We start from the raw sequence: 17,863 nt of genomic DNA on the forward strand, positions 1-17,863 counted from the left end.
TGGTACACGCAGCGGTACCACAGAAATTATGCGTGCTTTCTGATATTCTTGCGGCGCAATGGCACTATTAATAACCAGAGGCTTTACACCCTTTATGTCCGGCTGGCCACGAATTTACTACAAATTACTGAACTTACCATTAAGCGTGCTGGTAAAAAGTAAATCGATCCCCGCAGAACCTGCACAGGAACTGGGGCTCGACACATCACGTCCTATTATGTACGTGCTGCCTTACAACTCAAAGGCAGACTTAATGACCTTGCGCGAGCAGTGCCTGGCGCATGAATTACCCGATCCCCTCGAACCGCTGGAGATCGATGGCGCGCTGCTGCCACGCTACGTGTTTATTCACGGTGGCCCGCGCGTATTTACCTATTACACGCCGAAAGAAGAGTCGATCAAACTGTTCCACGACTACCTGGATTTACACCGCAGCCATCCCGATCTGGATGTACAGATGGTGCCGGTATCGGTGATGTTTGGCCGCTCGCCGGGGCGTGAAAAGGGTGAGGTCAACCCGCCGTTGCGCATGCTCAACGGTATTCAAAAATTCTTCGCTGTTTCGTGGCTTGGCCGCGACAGCTTTGTGCGCTTCTCCCCGCCGGTTTCGCTGCGCCGCATGGCGACCGAACACGGCACGGATAAGATCATCGCGCAGAAACTGGCGCGCGTGGCGCGTATGCACTTCGCCCGCCAGCGTCTGGCCGCCGTTGGCCCACGCCTGCCGGCGCGTCAGGATCTCTTCAATAAGCTGCTGTCGTCAAAAGCGATTGCCCGTGCGGTGGAAGATGAAGCGCGCAGCAAAAAGATCTCCCACGATAAGGCGCAGCAGAACGCTATCGCGCTGATGGAAGAGATTGCCGCTAACTTCTCTTACGAGATGATTCGCCTGACCGACCGTATCCTCGGCTTTACGTGGAACCGGCTCTATCAGGGGATCAACGTGCACAACGCCGAGCGCGTACGCCAGCTGGCGCACGAGGGCCATGAAATTGTCTATGTGCCCTGCCACCGCAGCCACATGGACTATCTGCTGCTCTCCTACGTGCTTTACCACCAGGGCCTGGTGCCGCCGCATATTGCGGCCGGGATCAACCTCAACTTCTGGCCCGCCGGTCCGATTTTCCGTCGCCTTGGCGCCTTCTTTATTCGCCGTACCTTTAAAGGCAACAAGCTCTACTCGACGGTGTTCCGTGAATACCTGGGCGAGCTTTTCAGCCGCGGTTACTCGGTAGAGTATTTCGTTGAGGGCGGCCGCTCGCGCACCGGGCGTCTGCTCGATCCGAAAACCGGTACCCTGTCGATGACCATCCAGGCGATGCTGCGCGGCGGCACGCGCCCGATCACGCTGGTACCGATCTATATTGGTTACGAGCATGTGATGGAGGTCGGCACCTACGCCAAAGAGCTGCGCGGCGCGACGAAAGAGAAAGAGAGCCTGCTGCAGATGGTGCGCGGCCTCAGCAAGCTGCGTAACCTTGGTCAGGGCTATGTGAACTTTGGCGAGCCAATCCCGCTGATGAACTACCTGAACCACCATGTGCCGGAGTGGCGCGAATCGATCGATCCGATTGAAGCGATCCGTCCGGCATGGCTGACGCCGACGGTTAACAGCATCGCCGCCGATCTGATGGTTCGCATCAATAATGCCGGTGCGGCAAACGCCATGAACCTCTGCTGTACGGCGCTGCTGGCTTCGCGCCAGCGCTCGCTGACGCGCGAGCAGCTCACCGAGCAGCTTAACTGCTACCTTGAGCTGATGCGCAATGTGCCCTACTCCCCGGACTCTACCGCACCATCCGCCAGCGCCGCTGAGCTTATCGCTCACGCGCTGCAGATGAACAAGTTTGAGGTCGAGAAGGACACCATCGGCGATATCATCATCCTGCCGCGCGAGCAGGCGGTGCTGATGACCTATTACCGCAACAACATTGCGCACATGCTGATGCTGCCGTCGCTGATCGCGGCGATTGTGACCCAGCATCGCGCCATCTCACGCGGTGAAATTCTGCGTCATGTGGAACTGCTCTACCCGATGCTGAAAGCCGAGCTGTTCCTGCGCTGGGAAAATGCAGAGCTGGCGGAAGTGCTGGATAAGCTGATTCAGGAGCTGGTGCGCCAGGGGCTGATTACCCTGAAAGAGGATCTTCTCAGCATCAATCCTGCACACTCACGCACTCTGCAGCTGCTGGCCGCAGGTGCGCGCGAGACGCTGCAGCGTTATGCCATCACCTTCTGGCTGCTGAGCGCCAACCCGGCGATGAACCGCAGTACGCTTGAGAAAGAGAGCCGTACGCTGGCGCAGCGTCTGTCGGTGTTGCACGGCATCAACGCACCGGAGTTCTTCGATAAAGCAGTCTTCAGCACACTGGTGCTGACGCTGCGCGACGAGGGTTATATCAGTGATACCGGCGACGCCGATCCGGCGCGCACGCTTGGCGTTTATCAGATGCTGGCGGAGCTGATGACATCGGATGTGCGTTTAACGATCGAGAGCGCGACGCAAGCGGAGTGACGGAAGTGCCGGATGGCGCGTAAACGCTTATCCGGCCTACGTGATAATGCTAAACGGTATGCTCATTGCCGGATGGCGCGTAAACGCTTATCCGGCCTGGGTGATAATGCTGAACGGTATGCTCATTGCCGGATGGCGCGTAAACGCTTATCCGGCCTGGGTGATAATGCTGAGCGGTATGCTCATTGCCGGATGCCGCGCTAACGCTTATCCGGCCTGGGCGGTTTCAGCGGCAGCGAACCCGTAGGCCGGAGCGTAGCCGCCATCCGGCAACTCAGCGCATGAGCGCAGCAAATTAGCGCACGAGCCCGTCGATTCAGCGCACAACCCCGACAAACCCGCGCTATAGGTGCAGATAACTCACCGCCAGCCCCAGAAACAGCACCAGACCAACGTAGTTATTATTCAGAAAGGCTTTAAAACAGGCATCGCGCTCGCGGCCTGCAATCAACACCTGCTGATAGACAAACAGCGCCCCGGCAACCAGCACGGTGGCGTAATAGATCCACCCCAGCCCGTTCAGCCAGCCGACTGCCGCCATCATCGCCATCACCAGCACCTGCAAAATGCCGATAATCAGCTTGTCGTGACGCCCAAAGAGGATCGCCGTCGACTTGATACCAATCTTCACATCATCGTCGCGATCGACCATCGCATATTCAGTGTCATAGGCCACCGCCCACAGGATGTTGGCGAAGAACATAATCCAGCAGCTCAGCGGTACGGACTCGCTCACAGCGGCAAACGCCATCGGTATCGACCAGCCAAACGCTGCGCCCAGCACCACCTGCGGCAGATGCGTATAGCGCTTCATAAACGGGTAGATCCAGGCCAGGCCCAGCGCCGCGACCGAGAGCAGAATGGTCATCAGATTGAGGGTAAGCACCAGCGCAAAAGCCAGCAGCACAAGGATGATAAACAGCCCGCGCGCCTCATTTTCCGTCACCGCGCCGCTCGGTAACGGACGATTTGCAGTACGCTTGACGTGCCCATCAAACTTACGATCGGCGTAATCATTCACCACACAGCCAGCCGCGCGCATCAGCCAGACGCCAGCGACAAACACTAACAAAATCCACAGCGGCGGTACGCCAGGTGTCGCCACCCACAGCGCCCACAGCGTCGGCCACAACAGTAACAGCGCACCAATTGGTTTGTCCGTACGCATCAGCCGATGAAAGGCCAACAGTTTAGTTGGCGTGAGACTCCACTCCATTTTCAGTTCCTCTTAGTACAGCGGTGACGCGGGCAGAAACAGTTCGGTCAACATCAGCGGTTTACCGCCGAGACGCAGGCGGGAGCGCCGCCCCCATAACTGCTCGTGGCGTCCAATATCAATAAAGTCACGCGTAAGTGTAGAAGAGGTGAAAAGATATCGCCCCAGCGGCGTATTCCCCAGCTTCTGCAGCGCCAGTTCGGGGCCGCTCAGGGTTGACTCGGGCACCACGGTGCGACCGGCAAGCCAGGGCTCTCCGTCGGCGCAGAGCAGAATTTCCCGCAGCCAGTAACGGGCTTCATCGGGCAGATGATCGCGCTCTTCGGCGATCTCATCAGGCGTGACAAACCCCTCGCGGATCAGCGTAACCGTGACCTTTTTGCCCTGTTGTTCAAAACGTTTGGTCATGGAATCTTCCAGCAACAGCCACTCGAGCAGTTGTGGTTCCAGCGCGGGGATTGCGTCCAGGTAGCGCAGCGCACGCAATTGCGTAAGCGCAGGATGTGACATGCCATACTCTCCGGTACATAACGTCGCAGTAGTGTATCGCAGAACCGATTAGGGAGTGGCGGGAAAGTTTATTCGCTTTTCATCCGTGCAACAGTTACGCAACAGCGCGCCCGCACGGCGGAAAAAAAGGTGCGTCTGGCGACGCACCAGTTACTGCAAGTATCAACAACGTGGGGAGAGTTTACCCCTTGCCTTTTACACTGCTGATAAAAGTGGCACGGGCAGTTTTCGACCCGAGACGCTCCGCTTCATTCAATAATTTTAGGGCCTTATCGATATCACCCTTCTCAGCCGCCTGTTTGATCGCCCGGTTAAAGTAGCTCTCGGTATCATTGAGCATCGGCTCGCTTTTCGCCGCAGGTGCTGGCGCAGGAGCCGGTGCAGCCACCGGCGCTGGTGCAGGCTGCGTGTTATAGGCTGGTGCGGCGGTGTTGCCGACCGTCACCGCACTCGGTGCCGAGGAGCCAAACAGCGGGCCGACAAGAATGCTGGACGCGGAAGAGGTGCTGGCTTTCAGCGCCAGTGTGCCGCTGGTGGCATGGCGGGCGATGGGATCCGGAATATCCGGCACCGCGTTACCGTTTCCTTTGGCGTAAGCTTTCGCCGGGTCAACCATTTGCGTGGTCTGACGCAGATCTTTTTCCGTGGTGAACACTAATAAATAGAGCTTTTGCTGACCCAGCGCAGGCGTCAGTTTCATGGTGCCTTCGAGGCGGTTATCGGACATCACGCCCGGCTCCTGGTAGGCAAAAAAGCTGGAGGGGAAAAAGGCTGCTGGCGATAGATTCTGGTCCAGCACCAACACGTTCGGCGCGAAGACGCTTTCATCTTTGACTTTGCTGCTTAACGTAATATTCAGTTCGCCGATATTCGCCGGCACGCTATAGGCCATCACCGGGCCGCTGATGCCGCTGACATTCAGACGCTGTCCTGCAACAGAGATATCGTTAGTGACGGTTTGTGACGCATTCACCGGCGTCCACTGCAGCTGCTGAAGCGCGGAGGCAGGAATAGCAGGCGCGGCGGAGAGATCCTGTGGCACGATGTTAATCGCTGCGAAGCTGGTCATGGGCGCAGCCAGCAGGCCAGCTGTGAGGCACAATGCGAGAAGACTCTTTTTCATTTTCATTGTTATCACCTTAATTTCGTTGTGAGCGGTAGCCAGGCAATAGCGCGCTTCACCTAAAATTGAGGGGCTTACGCCCCTCTTTTCATGCATTACAGCGGGTAAAACTCGATTACCACCAGATTTCCATCTGCGCACCGAAGGTCCACTCGTCGTTGTCACCACGGCTGGTGGTGCCAAACGGTGTTACCGTGCCATTGCTGGCTGCAAACGAAGAAGTGCTACCGTCAGCATCGGTCTTCACGTAACCCCATTTTTCATCCCACTTGGCGTAGGTGGCGAACACACGGATCGCCGGGCGGGACCAGATGCTGTCGCCAGCCTGCCACTGTTGCGCGAGGGTGATTTTGTACTGGTTGTTGCGATCGCCCGTTTCCTGAGACTTCACATTGTCGTAGCCCACTTCCATCAGGGTGCTCATGATCGGCGTCCATTTGTACATCGGACGCACGCCCACGGTGTACCAGGTGTTGCCGCGGTTGTTATCGCGATCGGTATCCTGATACATACCGACATACATCAGGTCCCACTTCTCAGCGAGGTTGATAGCACCGTGGTCCAGCACGCGGATCAGGTGACCGTCGTTATCCACTGAGCCGCCACGCGCCTGGCCTTTACCCTGAGAAATCATCGAGTCGGTGGCGTATTGCACCACGAACTTGTTGTAGCCCTTCATCATGCTCTGGGTATGTTCTGCGGTGAACATCCAGCCATCTTTCGATGCGCCCGGCTCGAGGTAGTAGTTGTCCGGAATGTTGGTATGGCCATAATCCACGCCCAGTTCCAGCACGCCGTCCGGGTTAGTTTGCAGACCGGCTAAGCGCACATCGAACACATCGTTAGGCACGTCGTTGTTATAGGTTCTGATACCCGTCGTTGTGTCACGATCGCCGAAAGCTGAAGAACCGCCGGTTTCAGAGGAGCGGGTCGCGGCCAGAGAGAGTTTACCGATGCCAACGTCAATATTTTCAAGACCTGCGCCCGGGCCGGAGATATCCCAGTAGTAGAAGTCGATCATGTGCACATCATGGCGCTGATAGAAACGTTTACCGGCCCACATATTGGCACCCGGCAGCGCGTCAATCAGGTTTTTACCCACAACGTTAAATTCACGCACGGCTGGCGTATTGGTGTTTTCAAAGTCATTCAACTGAGCCGTTTTATAGGCGATGTTGGAGTCGAAATAGAAGCTTTTATCAGCGTCTTTCCACACTTCCTGACCTAATTTAATTTCAGCATAGGTTTCGCATTCGTTACCGAGACGGTATTTGGCATCTGCACCGGTGGCCTGGAAGCACTGCTGCTCGCCGCCGCTGCCGGTCCAGCCAATGCCGGAACGTGCATAACCTTTAAAATCAACAGCGCCCGCCTGAGCAGACAAAATGCCTGCCGTAATGGCGATTGCCAGAGGAACTTTGCGCAGAGTAATCATCGTTCTATCTCCTGAGAGCTTGCTTTTCTTTTTTTACACGCCCCCGTCCGGCTAACGCTTTGTTGGCTGCCGTATTCACCCGTGCGCCTACCTTTGTAGGCTCACAAGTGCATGCCGTTGCCGCCTCGACATCATGCGAATGGCTTTGTGTAATCTCTTTGTGGGGTAGCTTAAACGCCAGGTTCTTTATGCAACCGGCGGCAGGCGGTGCCATCTTCACGGAACAGATGGCAACGCTCCGGCGGTAAGCCGATGGCGAATGTGGCACCCTCTTCTACCAGCACCACGTCGTTCTGGCGGTAGACCAGGTTCTGACGTATTGCGGGGATCTGGATATGAATCTGTGTTTCGTGACCAAGCTGTTCGACGACCTGAACCGTGCCGGAGAGCGTGACATCGGCAATATCGCTGGGCAGCAGATGCTCCGGGCGAATGCCGAGCGACATATTGGCGCCGACCTGCACGTTCGCGCTGTCGACCGGCAGCCATACCTGCTGGCGGTTGGGCAGCTCAACCTGCACCTGCTCAATCGCCGTGGCGGTCACTTTTACCGGCAGGAAGTTCATCTTCGGCGAGCCGATAAAGCCGGCGACAAAGCGATCTGCCGGGTAGTGATAAAGCTCGAGCGGCTTGCCGACCTGCGCCACGCGCCCGGCGTCCAGCACCACGATTTTGTCGGCCAGCGTCATCGCTTCGACCTGATCGTGGGTGACGTAAATCATCGTGCGGCGCAGGCGCTTGTGCAGACGGGAGATCTCAATACGCATCTGCACGCGCAGCGCGGCATCAAGGTTAGAGAGGGGTTCATCGAGCAGAAAAACGCGCGGCTCGGCCACCAGCGTACGGCCAATTGCCACGCGCTGACGCTGGCCACCGGAGAGCGCCTTCGGTTTACGCTCCAGCAGATGCCCCAGTTGCAGCACTTCGGAAACCTGGGTGACGCGCGATTTGATTAAATCTTTCTTCGCGCCCGCGAGCGTGAGGCCGAATGACATATTGTCCGCCACCGACAGGTGCGGATAGAGCGCATAGGACTGGAACACCATGCCGATACCACGCTCAGCGGGCGGCACGTCATTCATGCGGGTATCGCCAATCAGCAGATCCCCGCTGGTAATCGTCTCCAGCCCGGCAATCATGCGCAGCAGCGTTGACTTACCGCAGCCTGACGGGCCGACAAACACGACGAACTCACCTTCGTGAATGTCCAGACTGATATCTCTCGATACCACCACATCGCCCCAGGCTTTCGTGACATTTCGCAGCTGTACGCTCGCCATCCCCATCTCCCTTCGTTACAACCTGATACCAACGGATACATTCAAAGTGGCCTGACTATGGCGTAAGGATTTTTCCAGCGAATCCTCCACCCCCTGCGTTTTTTATGGGGGAGGAGATGGGAGGATGAGACGCGCTGCTCTGCCCCCCCGGCGAGCGGGCGGCGGGTAAATTCGTGACCGGCTTTGCAAAAAACGGCGCATTTTTATGTGCGCTGCGACACATAACGAAAATCCCTGTAACAGAGATCACACAAATCACCCCAGGGGCGTAGGGGTGGGGATGATGAGAAGCGCTTGCCAAAAAAGGAGACTACTCCCGTCAAAACACCTTATGCGTATTTATGAGCACATCATCTAAAGGACGGGATATATGAAAATCAAAACAGGCGCACGCATCCTCGCATTGTCCGCAGTGGCAACGATGATGTTCTCCGCCTCTGCCCTTGCCAAAATCGAAGAAGGTAAGCTGGTTATCTGGATCAACGGCGACAAAGGCTATAACGGCCTGGCCGAAGTGGGTAAAAAATTCGAGAAAGATACCGGCATCAAAGTGACCGTTGAACACCCGGACAAGCTGGAAGAGAAGTTCCCGCAGGTTGCGGCGACCGGCGACGGCCCGGATATCATCTTCTGGGCGCATGACCGTTTCGGTGGCTACGCACAATCTGGTCTGCTGGCAGAAGTGACGCCAGACAAAGCCTTCCAGGACAAACTGGTTCCCTTCACCTGGGACGCGGTGCGCTACAACGGCAAGCTGATCGCCTACCCGGTTTCTGTAGAATCCCTGTCGCTGATTTATAACAAAGACTTAGTGCCGAACCCGCCGAAAACCTGGGAAGAGATCCCGGCGCTGGATAAAGAACTGAAGGCGAAAGGCAAGAGCGCGCTGATGTTCAACCTGCAAGAGCCCTACTTCACCTGGCCGCTGATTGCCGCCGATGGCGGTTACGCCTTTAAGTATGAAAACGGCAAATATGATGTGAAAGATGTTGGTGTCGATAACGCGGGCGCGAAAGCCGGTCTCAGCTTCCTGGTGAAACTGATCAAAGACAAACACATGAATGCCGACACCGACTACTCGATTGCCGAAGCCGCGTTTAACAAAGGCGAAACGGCGATGACCATCAACGGGCCGTGGGCGTGGACCAATATCGACAAGAGTAAGATTAACTACGGCGTCGCGCAGCTGCCGACCTTCAACGGTAAACCGTCGAAAACCTTCGTTGGCGTGCTGAGCGCAGGCATCAACGCCGCCAGCCCGAACAAAGAGCTGGCGAAAGAGTTCCTTGAAAACTACCTGCTGACCGATGAAGGCCTGGCGGAAGTGAATAAAGACAAACCGCTCGGTGCGGTAGCGCTGAAATCCTATCAGGATCAGTTAGCGAAAGATCCGCGCATCGCCGCCACCATGGCGAACGCCAAAACCGGCGAAATCATGCCGAATATCCCGCAAATGTCCGCCTTCTGGTACGCCACCCGTACCGCGGTGATCAATGCCGTGACCGGTCGCCAGACCGTAGATGCGGCGCTGAAAGATGCGCAGGGCCGCATCACCAAGTAAGAACGTAACGGCCCTGTTCCTCCCGGAGCAGGGCTAACTGGACAGGCTGTATACACGCCAGATTTCACGCTGCCTCGCCAATAACGAAGCGGCGTGGAAAATGGTGTGTAGAGAGGACACTCCCATGGATGTTGTAAGAAAACGCCACTGGTGGCAAAGCTCGCAGGTTGCATGGGCCGCCATCGCCGTGATCGGGCTGCTGGTGGCTTACCTTGTCGTCATGATGTATGCCCAGGGGGAATACCTTTTTGCCATCACCACGCTCGTGCTGAGTTCGGCGGGCCTCTACATTTTTGCCAATCGTAAGGCGTATGCCTGGCGCTATGTCTACCCGGGTCTTGCGGGGATGGGGCTGTTCGTCCTCTTCCCGCTGATTTGCACCATCGCCATCGCCTTTACCAACTACAGCAGCACTAACCAGCTCACCCAGGAGCGCGCGCAGCAGGTGCTGCTCGACCGCTCATATCAGGCGGGCAAAGCCTATAACTTCGGCCTCTATCCGGACGGGGATAAGTGGCAATTAGCGCTGACGGATGGCGAGAGCGGCAAACACTATCTCTCCGACGCTTTTAAACCCGGCGGCGAACAGCAGCTGAAGGTTAAAGAGGTCGATGCGCTGCCTGCGGGCGAGCGCGCCAATCTGCGTGTGATTACGCAAAACCGCCAGGGGCTGAACCAGCTCACCGCGGTACTGCCGGATGAGAGCAAAGTAGCGATGAGCTCGCTGCGCCAGTTCTCCGGCACCCGCCCGCTCTATCAGGTTGAGCAGGACGGCACGCTGCTCAATAACCAGAGCGGCATCAAGTATCGCCCGAACAACCAGACCGGCTTCTACCAGGCGCTTAACGCTGACGGCAGCTGGGGCAGTGAGAAACTGAGCCCCGGTTATACCGTCACTATCGGCTGGGATAACTTCACCCGCGTCTTTACCGATGAAGGTATTCAGAAACCGTTTATCGAGATTTTTATCTGGACGGTGATCTTCTCCATTCTCACCGTGATGCTGACGGTGGCGGTCGGCATGGTGCTGGCCTGCGTCGTGCAGTGGGAGTCGTTAAAGGGTAAGGCTGTCTACCGGCTGTTGCTGATCCTGCCTTACGCCGTGCCGTCGTTTATCTCGATCCTGATCTTTAAAGGGCTGTTCAACCAGAGCTTTGGTGAGATCAATATGATGCTGAGCGCGCTGTTCGGCATTAAACCGGCGTGGTTTAGCGATCCGAATACCGCCCGCGCGATGGTGGTGATCGTTAACACCTGGCTCGGCTACCCCTACATGATGATCCTCTGCATGGGTCTGCTGAAAGCGATCCCGGAAGATCTCTATGAAGCCTCGGCAATGGATGGCGCCGGGCCGTTACAGAACTTTTTCCGCATCACCTTCCCGCTGCTGATCAAGCCCCTGACGCCGCTGATGATCGCCAGCTTTGCCTTTAACTTTAACAACTTCGTGCTGATCCAGCTGCTGACCAACGGCGGGCCGGATCGCATCGGCACCACCACTCCGGCGGGCTATACCGACCTGCTGGTGAGCTACACCTACCGCATCGCCTTTGAAGGCGGCGGCGGCCAGGACTTCGGTCTTGCGGCGGCTATTGCCACGCTGATCTTCCTGCTGGTGGGCGCGCTGGCCATCGTCAATCTGAAAGCCACGCGCATGAAATTCGATTAAGGAGGAGGAAAACTATGGCTATGGTGCAGGCGAAATCGCAAAAGCTGCGGCTCTTTTTCACCCATGCGTTACTGCTGCTGTTTATCGCCGCGATTATGTTCCCGCTGCTGATGGTGATCGCCATTTCACTGCGTGAAGGCAACTTCGCCACCGGCAGCCTGATCCCGGAGCGCATCTCCTGGGAGCACTGGCGGCTGGCGCTGGGCTTTAGCGTTGAGCATGCCGATGGGCGCGTCACCCCGCCCCCCTTCCCGGTGCTGTTATGGCTGTGGAACTCGGTGAAGATCGCCGTGATTACCGCCATCGGCATTGTCGCGCTCTCTACCACCTGCGCCTACGCCTTTGCCCGTATGCGCTTTCGCGGTAAAGCGACGCTGCTGAAAGGGATGCTGATTTTCCAGATGTTCCCGGCGGTGCTGTCGCTGGTGGCGCTCTATGCCCTGTTCGATCGTTTAGGCCAGTACATTCCGTTTATTGGACTGAATACGCACGGTGGGGTGATCTTCGCCTATCTTGGTGGGATCGCACTGCATGTCTGGACGATCAAGGGGTATTTCGAAACGATCGACAGCTCGCTGGAGGAGGCCGCCTCGCTGGATGGCGCGACCCCATGGCAGGCGTTCCGCCTGGTGCTGCTGCCGCTGTCGGTGCCGATTCTGGCGGTGGTGTTTATTCTGTCGTTTATTGCGGCCATTACCGAAGTGCCGGTCGCCTCGCTGCTGCTGCGCGATGTCGATAGCTACACGCTGGCGGTGGGGATGCAGCAGTATCTCAACCCGCAGAACTACTTATGGGGCGATTTCGCCGCCGCGGCGGTGCTCTCCGCCATCCCGATTACCCTGGTGTTCCTGCTGGCGCAGCGCTGGCTGGTCAATGGCCTGACGGCCGGCGGGGTGAAGGGCTAAATTTCATCGTTGTCATACCCTTGTTGTTATTGCCACTGCACCCTCAATTTCGGCGGCCTGTACAGGCCGCCTTTTTTATTCGCGGCGCAGGCGCTGGGAGTTACAGATCCACAGCGTGATCACCAGCAGCAGGATCGCCGCCGAGTAGATCAGCACATCCATCGGCGACTGATGATCGATGATGATCAACCGCACAATCGCCGTAATACCGATATAGACAAAGTAGCGCAGCGGGAAGTGAAGCCCGGACTGAAAATACTTCACAATCAAGGCGATAAATTCGAAGTAGAGGAAGTAGACCACCAGCCCTTCGACCAGCTCATATTTGCTGGTTTGTACCGGCGCGAAGAGCGCAATGGCCAGATGCAGCGTCTCTTTGCCCAAAAAAACAATCAGGATAATACCCAGCGCCAGCAGACCCAGGCTGAGTATGCCCTGCAAAATAGTTGAAACAAACGCCACCCGCGGGTGATTAAGCGACGACATAACTGCACCTCATTATTGTTAGAAGATCCTCTGTATATCGCGTAAATGTGATCTTGATCTACTTTTTTTACTTAGATTATGTGACAGCCCGTGATGAGATGTATCGCTGAGCCAGCGAAGCGGGAGAGTAATAAGCGATGATGACGATACGTAAAGCGAGCGTGGAAGATGCCGCGCTGTTGAGCGAGATGGGCTATGCCAGTTATACCCACCATTTCGCGCACTTATGGCAGGAGAAGAGTGAACTGGAGGCATTTCTGCACCAGGAGTACGCTGTGCCATCCCTGCAACAGAGCCTGCAAAGCGAAGCAGGAAACTGGTTTATCCTCTGCGATCCCAGTCCGGTGGGTTTTGCTAAAGTCACGTGGCATTGCGCCAGCGACGACAACGGCCCGGCTGGCACACTGCTACATAAGCTCTATCTCTTACCTGGCGAAACGGGAAAAGGCTACGGCGAGCATCTCATTAATGAGATAGCGCGTGAGGCGCAACGCCGTGGCGAGAACTTTTTCTGGCTGGAGGTGCTGGATGCCAACCCGCACGCGCAGCGTTTCTATCAGCGCCAGGGGTTCGCGTTTATCAAGAGCGCCCTCTTCACCACACCTTCGCAACAAAGCACGCTGCATATTCTCGGCAAAGCGCTTTAAGGAGCCATTATGCACACCGCCTCTCTTCGCCACGCCGCCGTTCGCAACGTGACCTGCGGTGAAAATGTGGTGATTTATGAGCCCGCCAATCTGTATGACTGCACGCTGGCGGATGAGGTTTTTGTCGGCCCGTTTGTGGAAATTCAGGGCAATACGCAGATAGGCAAAGGCACGAAGATCCAGTCCCACACCTTTATTTGCGAGTACGTCACCATTGGCGAAGGCTGCTTTATTGGTCATGGCGTGATGTTCGCCAACGATCTGTTTCGCGACGGCAAACCCGATCCAAATCGCGAAAACTGGGGGCGGATCACGATTGGCGATGGGGTATCTATTGGCAGCGGTGCGACGATTCTGGCGGTGTCGATTTGTGATGGTTGCGTAATTGGCGCGGGTAGCGTGGTGACAAAGTCGATTACGCTGAAAGGGGTTTATGCGGGCAACCCGGCGCGACTGCTGCGCCGGTTGTAGAACAGCGCCCTTCTCAGCGCGAGAAGGGCATTTGCTTACTGGAAGTTAACCGACTTATCGCTGGTCAGGCTGTAGAGATCGAACTTACGGCCCAGTTTCTGGCCGCCGTCACGCGTCAGCGGTGTCCAGCCGATGGCGGCACGGCTGCGGGTTGGGCTGGCGCTGAACAGATCCAGCGGTACGGAGACATACACCCCTTTGGTGAAATCACCTTCGCCGTACTGCGCGGCGGAAACGTTGGTTTTCGTCGCATACGCCCCGACCACGATACCGCTGTCGAAGTGTTTCGACACTTCCAGCGTCACCCCTTTATCGCCTGCCAGATACTGCCCGGCGCTTGCTTTCACCAACACATCCTGGGCGAACCACGGTGTCCAGTAGGCGGTGAAGTGCCCGGTTTTCACGCTGTAATCGGTGAACTTCATCATGTCCTGGGCGCTGCGCCAGTCACGCTGCTTCACGTAGTTGGCGTCAATCCCGAAGGCGAGCGGCCCGTCAACCGGACGCCACAGCACCTCTGCACCCGCACCGCCGTACATGGTCTCCAGATAACCGCCATAGACCTGGCCATAGAAGTTATTGCCGAGGTACTGGAGGTAGTTGGCCTGCAGGTTGTTCACATAGACATCGTTCTGCACATATTCACGCACGCGGGTACGCACACGCGGCAGCGCGGAGTCTTTCGGCGGGTTAGTGTAGTTAAACTTGTCATAGTTATTGGAGATGTTGCCGAACAGGCTGCCGGTGGTCAGCAGATGGTCAGTCACCCACCAGTCGGCGGTCGCCATTATCCCCAGCTGATACATGTAGAAGCCTTCCGGCCCGCCGAGTGACTGGTTAAGCACCGGATCGAGATGGAAGTCGAACGCCGTGCGGTCGATATACCAGCCCTGCTCGGTTTTATCCGGCACGATTGGCGTGACGCGTTTTTGCACCAGCTCCGTATCCTGTCCCAGCGGTTCGCCCTCAAGGTGGCGTTTCAGGCTGGCGACATCCGTTTCGGTGGTCACGGCTGGCATACGCAGACGATTTTCGGTCACCCGGATGGTGCGAATACCGTCCGGCAAATCATTCATGATGATACGGTTTGCGCGCTCAACCCCTTCCTGGTTATGACGATATTTCACCTGCTCGCCGGTGACATAGAGCGTATCGCCCTTGACCTGAATTTGCGGATCCGCAAGACCGGCGTTGTACTTCAGCAACGTAAGCTGGTTCGCCACCACCGAGTGTTGCAGGATCGCATCCTGCGGCTGCGGTTGATACTTCGGCCGTGGGTTATCGTTATACGCCGGGCGCAAGTTATTGAAGTTATTACGCAGGGTGAAGCCGAACATCCAGGTGTTGCCGCGCTCGTAGCTCAGGTTGATGTCTGCCCAGTCCGACACGCGATAGATCGCGCCGACGTTCACTTTGCTGCGCTGCGGCAGTTTGCCAGCGAAATCCTGCTGGTAGTTGTTGCCGTCATACTCCAGCTTCAGGCGCAGCGGGTTCCACGGCGTCTGGTACTCCACGCCGCCGAACAGCGCGCTCGGGCCGCGGAACATCTGGCTGGTATCCGTTGAACCGGCCTGTTTATAGCGGTTGTCACGCACGCAATAGGCTGACTTGTAGCTACAGAGCGGGTTTTTAATATTTCCATTGGTGCCGAGATAGCCCCAGCCAATACCGAGGGAGAAATCAAACGGTCCCCAGGCTTTGTTCGCCACCAGATATTCGCCATCGAACAGCCCTGTCCCGCCGATATCGCGCGCGCCGACGGAGACCTGCGGCAGCCAGTAGCCCTCTTCCCAGAGGCGTAATTTCAGATCGAACGCTTTATCTTTATAGGTCTGATTGCCGGAGAACGCTTCGACCGAGCTGTATTTGCGCGTGCGCACGTCGGTGTAACGCAGTGTAGTTTCCAGCCACGGGAAGAGCTGCACCGAGCCAGAGTAGTAACGATACTGGTCGTTATCGCGGTAGTTCAGGCTCAGCTCGCCCTCGGGCGCCATGCGCGCGGTGGGCGTTTGCAACAGACCAACGCCGCCGAAATCTGACTGCGAAGGCCCGATCGGGTCCGGCCAGGACTCCGCGTGACAAGCGGCGCTCACGCCAAGCGCCAATATGCTAATAACAAACGATTTTTTCATTATTATTCCGGTATCCGATGCGTCAGGGACTGGAGAATGTCGGCATTGAGCTTGTCATTCTCATCGCTCCACAAACCCGGTGCGAAACCGACGAAAATCACGCTGCCGGGCATCGGCTCGACGTGACGACGGTTCCAGTAAGCCACCGGTACCTTTTGCGTTTTACCGTTGGGATAGACCACCCATGCATAGCTGCGATCCGCGCCGCTCAACAGATCCATCTCGTCGAGGTAGCTCACCACATCGCGCTCTGGCGTAAAGGGTTTCTTGCCCGGCCGGCTCACCAGCCCAACGACGGTAATGGTGGTCGGCTGGGTTCCCACCCACAGGGTGTAGTCGCCTTCCAGCGGCCGGTTAGCGCGGCGATGCGTGCGCAAAAAGTCGGGATCGAGTTCGACAAGCTGCCTGCCGGTGACCTTGATTCCTTGCAACTGCTGACGCAAGCCGTTAATAGCAGCAGCGCTGTCACCGCCCTCTTCTGACGCGAGCGTAGTGAGCCGCGACAGCAGCGCCTGATGGCGCGCCTGCTCGGTGATCGTCGCTCTGCGCTCGCTGACCACCGCGCCCGGCCACCAGCTGTTCGCCAGCCGCGGCTGGCCCACCAGATCGACCAGATGTTCGGCATTGGTTAAAGTTTTCGGTTTGCTGTCGCCGGGGGTGTAGACATCAACGGTGCCGGTCGCCAGCGCCAGCGGGGAGGCGAGGCTTGAAAGCATCAAAAGGAGCGCGCGTGTTTTCATTGTTTGCCCGCCTTAATCAGCGTGGTTTTCACCGGGAACCAGTCCGCGCCAAGATACTGTTCAGACTGGCGGATCACCCCGTCCTCATCCACCCAGTAGCGGTTGCGCCAGCTTTTTTGATCCGTTGTGACCTCTTCGTCCAGCACGCGGACGCGGGTTTCGTCGCTGCCCAGCTGCACGGTGTCGGTGCCATTCCAGTGGAACACCGAGCGGGCAGTGGCATAGCGCACCTGTTTGTATTCGGTCCAGCCCATCATGCGCGTCCAGCGGGTGCCATCGATAATTTGGTTAGGTTTCGCCAGCGGGTCTGCCGCCAGGTTGGTGACATCAAGCAGGTTATCGGTGCCAAGGTGGGTTTTTACGATGCGATAGTTTTGCGTCACGATGACGGCCTGATCTTGCGTCACCCATTTTTGCTGGCCGTTTTCGGCAAATGCCAGCACCACAAACAGCTGAGGGCCGTTATTAAGCCGCATATATTGGCTGGCGTAGGGCATATTACGGATATCTTCATCGGTAAGCTGCACGCCCGGCGTGCCAAATACGCTATTCCAGAGTGAATTCCCGAGGCCTTTGATCGGGCCAGAACATGCCTGAAGGAGCAGGCAAATCAAAATGATACCAGGTCGCTTCACGACTCTTCTCCGAAAGGGACGAAATAACCACACCGAAGTGTGGTTATAGTTAATGCACTCGCTATTACTGAGTACTTGTCGTGGTGGTGGTTGTGGTCCCCGTATTGGAACCATCACCGCCACCGGTTGCCGCCAGAGCGACACCTACCGCTGACCCTACGGTGCTCGCACTCGTTGCCGCAGAGCTGCCTGCAGAAACAGAGGTCGCTGCCGAGCCTGCTGCGTCACCGGTTTGCACCGGTGCAGCGAAAGCAGACGTCGCCGCAAGCGCGGTTATGGCAAAAATGCCATAAAGAGCTTTTTTCATATCAATTTCCCTTCATTGAATGAATGGAGATTTGCCTGAAAAAATTCAGGCGATAGGGAGTATACACAACTAAAGCAAATGAATTACGCCTCAGGAAATAGCGGGGAACCTTTTCGGAACATTAGCCGGAGCGTATATTTAGCAAACAGCTATCTTTATAAATACTTTAAAAAACATAGACATAAATAATCACATATTATTCATACAATAAGGCTAGTCCTAAAATAGATA

At 56.7% G+C, this 17,863-nt stretch carries 16 protein-coding genes; 6 read left to right on the top strand and 10 right to left on the bottom strand.

The genetic code is table 11. From position 1 onward, the window contains the following. Positions 1–94 precede the first annotated feature (94 nt). Positions 95–2,515: a glycerol-3-phosphate 1-O-acyltransferase PlsB gene (gene plsB, locus ABIC80_RS17270; protein WP_042712639.1), complete on the top strand. Its 2,421-nt coding sequence runs from the start codon at positions 95–97 to the stop codon at positions 2,513–2,515. A gap of 343 nt (positions 2,516–2,858) precedes the next feature. Here plsB and ubiA read toward each other — a convergent pair whose 3' ends face one another. The 5 genes from ubiA to malK form a co-directional block, all read right to left on the bottom strand. Then, positions 2,859–3,731 carry a 4-hydroxybenzoate octaprenyltransferase gene (gene ubiA, locus ABIC80_RS17275; protein ID WP_128483849.1) on the bottom strand — a complete coding sequence of 291 codons (873 nt, stop codon included), beginning with the start codon at positions 3,729–3,731 and terminating at the stop codon, positions 2,859–2,861. Positions 3,732–3,743: 12 nt separating this feature from the next. After that, complete coding sequence (gene ubiC / locus ABIC80_RS17280) at positions 3,744–4,241, bottom strand: chorismate lyase (protein WP_023478465.1); 498 nt, start codon at positions 4,239–4,241, stop codon at positions 3,744–3,746. A 181-nt stretch (positions 4,242–4,422) separates the two neighbouring features. Beyond that, positions 4,423–5,370, bottom strand: a complete 948-nt coding sequence (gene malM, locus ABIC80_RS17285) for a maltose operon protein MalM (protein ID WP_429177964.1) — start codon at positions 5,368–5,370, stop codon at positions 4,423–4,425. A 109-nt stretch (positions 5,371–5,479) separates the two neighbouring features. Beyond that, on the bottom strand, positions 5,480–6,799 hold the full coding sequence (locus ABIC80_RS17290; protein ID WP_429177966.1) for a maltoporin: 1,320 nt from the start codon (positions 6,797–6,799) through the stop codon (positions 5,480–5,482). Positions 6,800–6,969: 170 nt separating this feature from the next. Further along, entirely contained in the window at positions 6,970–8,079 is a 1,110-nt protein-coding gene (malK, locus tag ABIC80_RS17295) for a maltose/maltodextrin ABC transporter ATP-binding protein MalK (RefSeq protein ID WP_023478364.1), read from the bottom strand. A 370-nt stretch (positions 8,080–8,449) separates the two neighbouring features. On the opposite strand from malK, the gene malE reads away from it, so the two are divergent. The 3 genes from malE (at position 8,450) to malG (ending at position 12,214) form a co-directional block, all read left to right on the top strand. Next, positions 8,450–9,640, top strand: a complete 1,191-nt coding sequence (gene malE / locus ABIC80_RS17300) for a maltose/maltodextrin ABC transporter substrate-binding protein MalE (protein ID WP_124970671.1) — start codon at positions 8,450–8,452, stop codon at positions 9,638–9,640. A 124-nt stretch (positions 9,641–9,764) separates the two neighbouring features. Further along, entirely contained in the window at positions 9,765–11,309 is a 1,545-nt protein-coding gene (gene malF / locus ABIC80_RS17305; RefSeq protein ID WP_429177967.1) for a maltose ABC transporter permease MalF, read from the top strand. Positions 11,310–11,323: 14 nt separating this feature from the next. Further along, on the top strand, positions 11,324–12,214 hold the full coding sequence (gene malG / locus ABIC80_RS17310) for a maltose ABC transporter permease MalG (protein ID WP_023478487.1): 891 nt from the start codon (positions 11,324–11,326) through the stop codon (positions 12,212–12,214). A 75-nt stretch (positions 12,215–12,289) separates the two neighbouring features. Here malG and psiE read toward each other — a convergent pair whose 3' ends face one another. Then, on the bottom strand, positions 12,290–12,700 hold the full coding sequence (psiE, locus tag ABIC80_RS17315) for a phosphate-starvation-inducible protein PsiE (RefSeq protein WP_023478361.1): 411 nt from the start codon (positions 12,698–12,700) through the stop codon (positions 12,290–12,292). Between the two features lie 137 nt (positions 12,701–12,837). Here psiE and ABIC80_RS17320 point away from each other — a divergent pair, with 137 nt between their 5' ends. Continuing rightward, a complete protein-coding gene (locus tag ABIC80_RS17320) occupies positions 12,838–13,347 on the top strand; it encodes an N-acetyltransferase family protein (protein WP_429177969.1) in 510 nt (169 codons plus the stop codon). Positions 13,348–13,356: 9 nt separating this feature from the next. Beyond that, the gene (locus ABIC80_RS17325) at positions 13,357–13,818 is read left to right on the top strand and encodes an acyltransferase (protein ID WP_042712628.1); all 462 of its coding nucleotides are present in this window, start codon (positions 13,357–13,359) and stop codon (positions 13,816–13,818) included. Between the two features lie 35 nt (positions 13,819–13,853). On the opposite strand, the gene ABIC80_RS17330 is transcribed toward ABIC80_RS17325, so the two are convergent. From ABIC80_RS17330 to yjbE, 4 genes are all read right to left on the bottom strand, one after another. Further along, the gene (locus ABIC80_RS17330) at positions 13,854–15,950 is read right to left on the bottom strand and encodes a YjbH domain-containing protein (RefSeq protein ID WP_263753499.1); all 2,097 of its coding nucleotides are present in this window, start codon (positions 15,948–15,950) and stop codon (positions 13,854–13,856) included. Between the two features lie 2 nt (positions 15,951–15,952). After that, a complete protein-coding gene (locus tag ABIC80_RS17335; protein ID WP_429177971.1) occupies positions 15,953–16,690 on the bottom strand; it encodes a capsule biosynthesis GfcC D2 domain-containing protein in 738 nt (245 codons plus the stop codon). Beyond that, the gene (locus ABIC80_RS17340; protein ID WP_042712624.1) at positions 16,687–17,325 is read right to left on the bottom strand and encodes a YjbF family lipoprotein; all 639 of its coding nucleotides are present in this window, start codon (positions 17,323–17,325) and stop codon (positions 16,687–16,689) included. The genes ABIC80_RS17335 and ABIC80_RS17340 overlap by 4 nt, the downstream gene beginning before the upstream one ends. 64 nt (positions 17,326–17,389) lie before the next feature. Then, on the bottom strand, positions 17,390–17,632 hold the full coding sequence (yjbE, locus tag ABIC80_RS17345; RefSeq protein ID WP_071789442.1) for an exopolysaccharide production protein YjbE: 243 nt from the start codon (positions 17,630–17,632) through the stop codon (positions 17,390–17,392). Positions 17,633–17,863: the final 231 nt, after the last annotated feature.

The organism is Kosakonia sp. 1610 (genome assembly GCF_050435845.1).
GTDB lineage: Bacteria > Pseudomonadota > Gammaproteobacteria > Enterobacterales > Enterobacteriaceae > Kosakonia > Kosakonia cowanii.

Bases quoted from the DNA above. Each gene is read 5' to 3' on its own strand.
- plsB (WP_042712639.1), top strand. From the start codon at position 95: ATGTCCGGCTGGCCACGAATTTACTACAAATTACTGAACTTACCATTA.
- ubiA (WP_128483849.1), bottom strand. From the start codon at position 3,731: ATGGAGTGGAGTCTCACGCCAACTAAACTGTTGGCCTTTCATCGGCTG.
- ubiC (WP_023478465.1), bottom strand. From the start codon at position 4,241: ATGTCACATCCTGCGCTTACGCAATTGCGTGCGCTGCGCTACCTGGAC.
- malM (WP_429177964.1), bottom strand. From the start codon at position 5,370: ATGAAAATGAAAAAGAGTCTTCTCGCATTGTGCCTCACAGCTGGCCTG.
- ABIC80_RS17290 (WP_429177966.1), bottom strand. From the start codon at position 6,799: ATGATTACTCTGCGCAAAGTTCCTCTGGCAATCGCCATTACGGCAGGC.
- malK (WP_023478364.1), bottom strand. From the start codon at position 8,079: ATGGCGAGCGTACAGCTGCGAAATGTCACGAAAGCCTGGGGCGATGTG.
- malE (WP_124970671.1), top strand. From the start codon at position 8,450: ATGAAAATCAAAACAGGCGCACGCATCCTCGCATTGTCCGCAGTGGCA.
- malF (WP_429177967.1), top strand. From the start codon at position 9,765: ATGGATGTTGTAAGAAAACGCCACTGGTGGCAAAGCTCGCAGGTTGCA.
- malG (WP_023478487.1), top strand. From the start codon at position 11,324: ATGGCTATGGTGCAGGCGAAATCGCAAAAGCTGCGGCTCTTTTTCACC.
- psiE (WP_023478361.1), bottom strand. From the start codon at position 12,700: ATGTCGTCGCTTAATCACCCGCGGGTGGCGTTTGTTTCAACTATTTTG.
- ABIC80_RS17320 (WP_429177969.1), top strand. From the start codon at position 12,838: ATGATGACGATACGTAAAGCGAGCGTGGAAGATGCCGCGCTGTTGAGC.
- ABIC80_RS17325 (WP_042712628.1), top strand. From the start codon at position 13,357: ATGCACACCGCCTCTCTTCGCCACGCCGCCGTTCGCAACGTGACCTGC.
- ABIC80_RS17330 (WP_263753499.1), bottom strand. From the start codon at position 15,950: ATGAAAAAATCGTTTGTTATTAGCATATTGGCGCTTGGCGTGAGCGCC.
- ABIC80_RS17335 (WP_429177971.1), bottom strand. From the start codon at position 16,690: ATGAAAACACGCGCGCTCCTTTTGATGCTTTCAAGCCTCGCCTCCCCG.
- yjbE (WP_071789442.1), bottom strand. From the start codon at position 17,632: ATGAAAAAAGCTCTTTATGGCATTTTTGCCATAACCGCGCTTGCGGCG.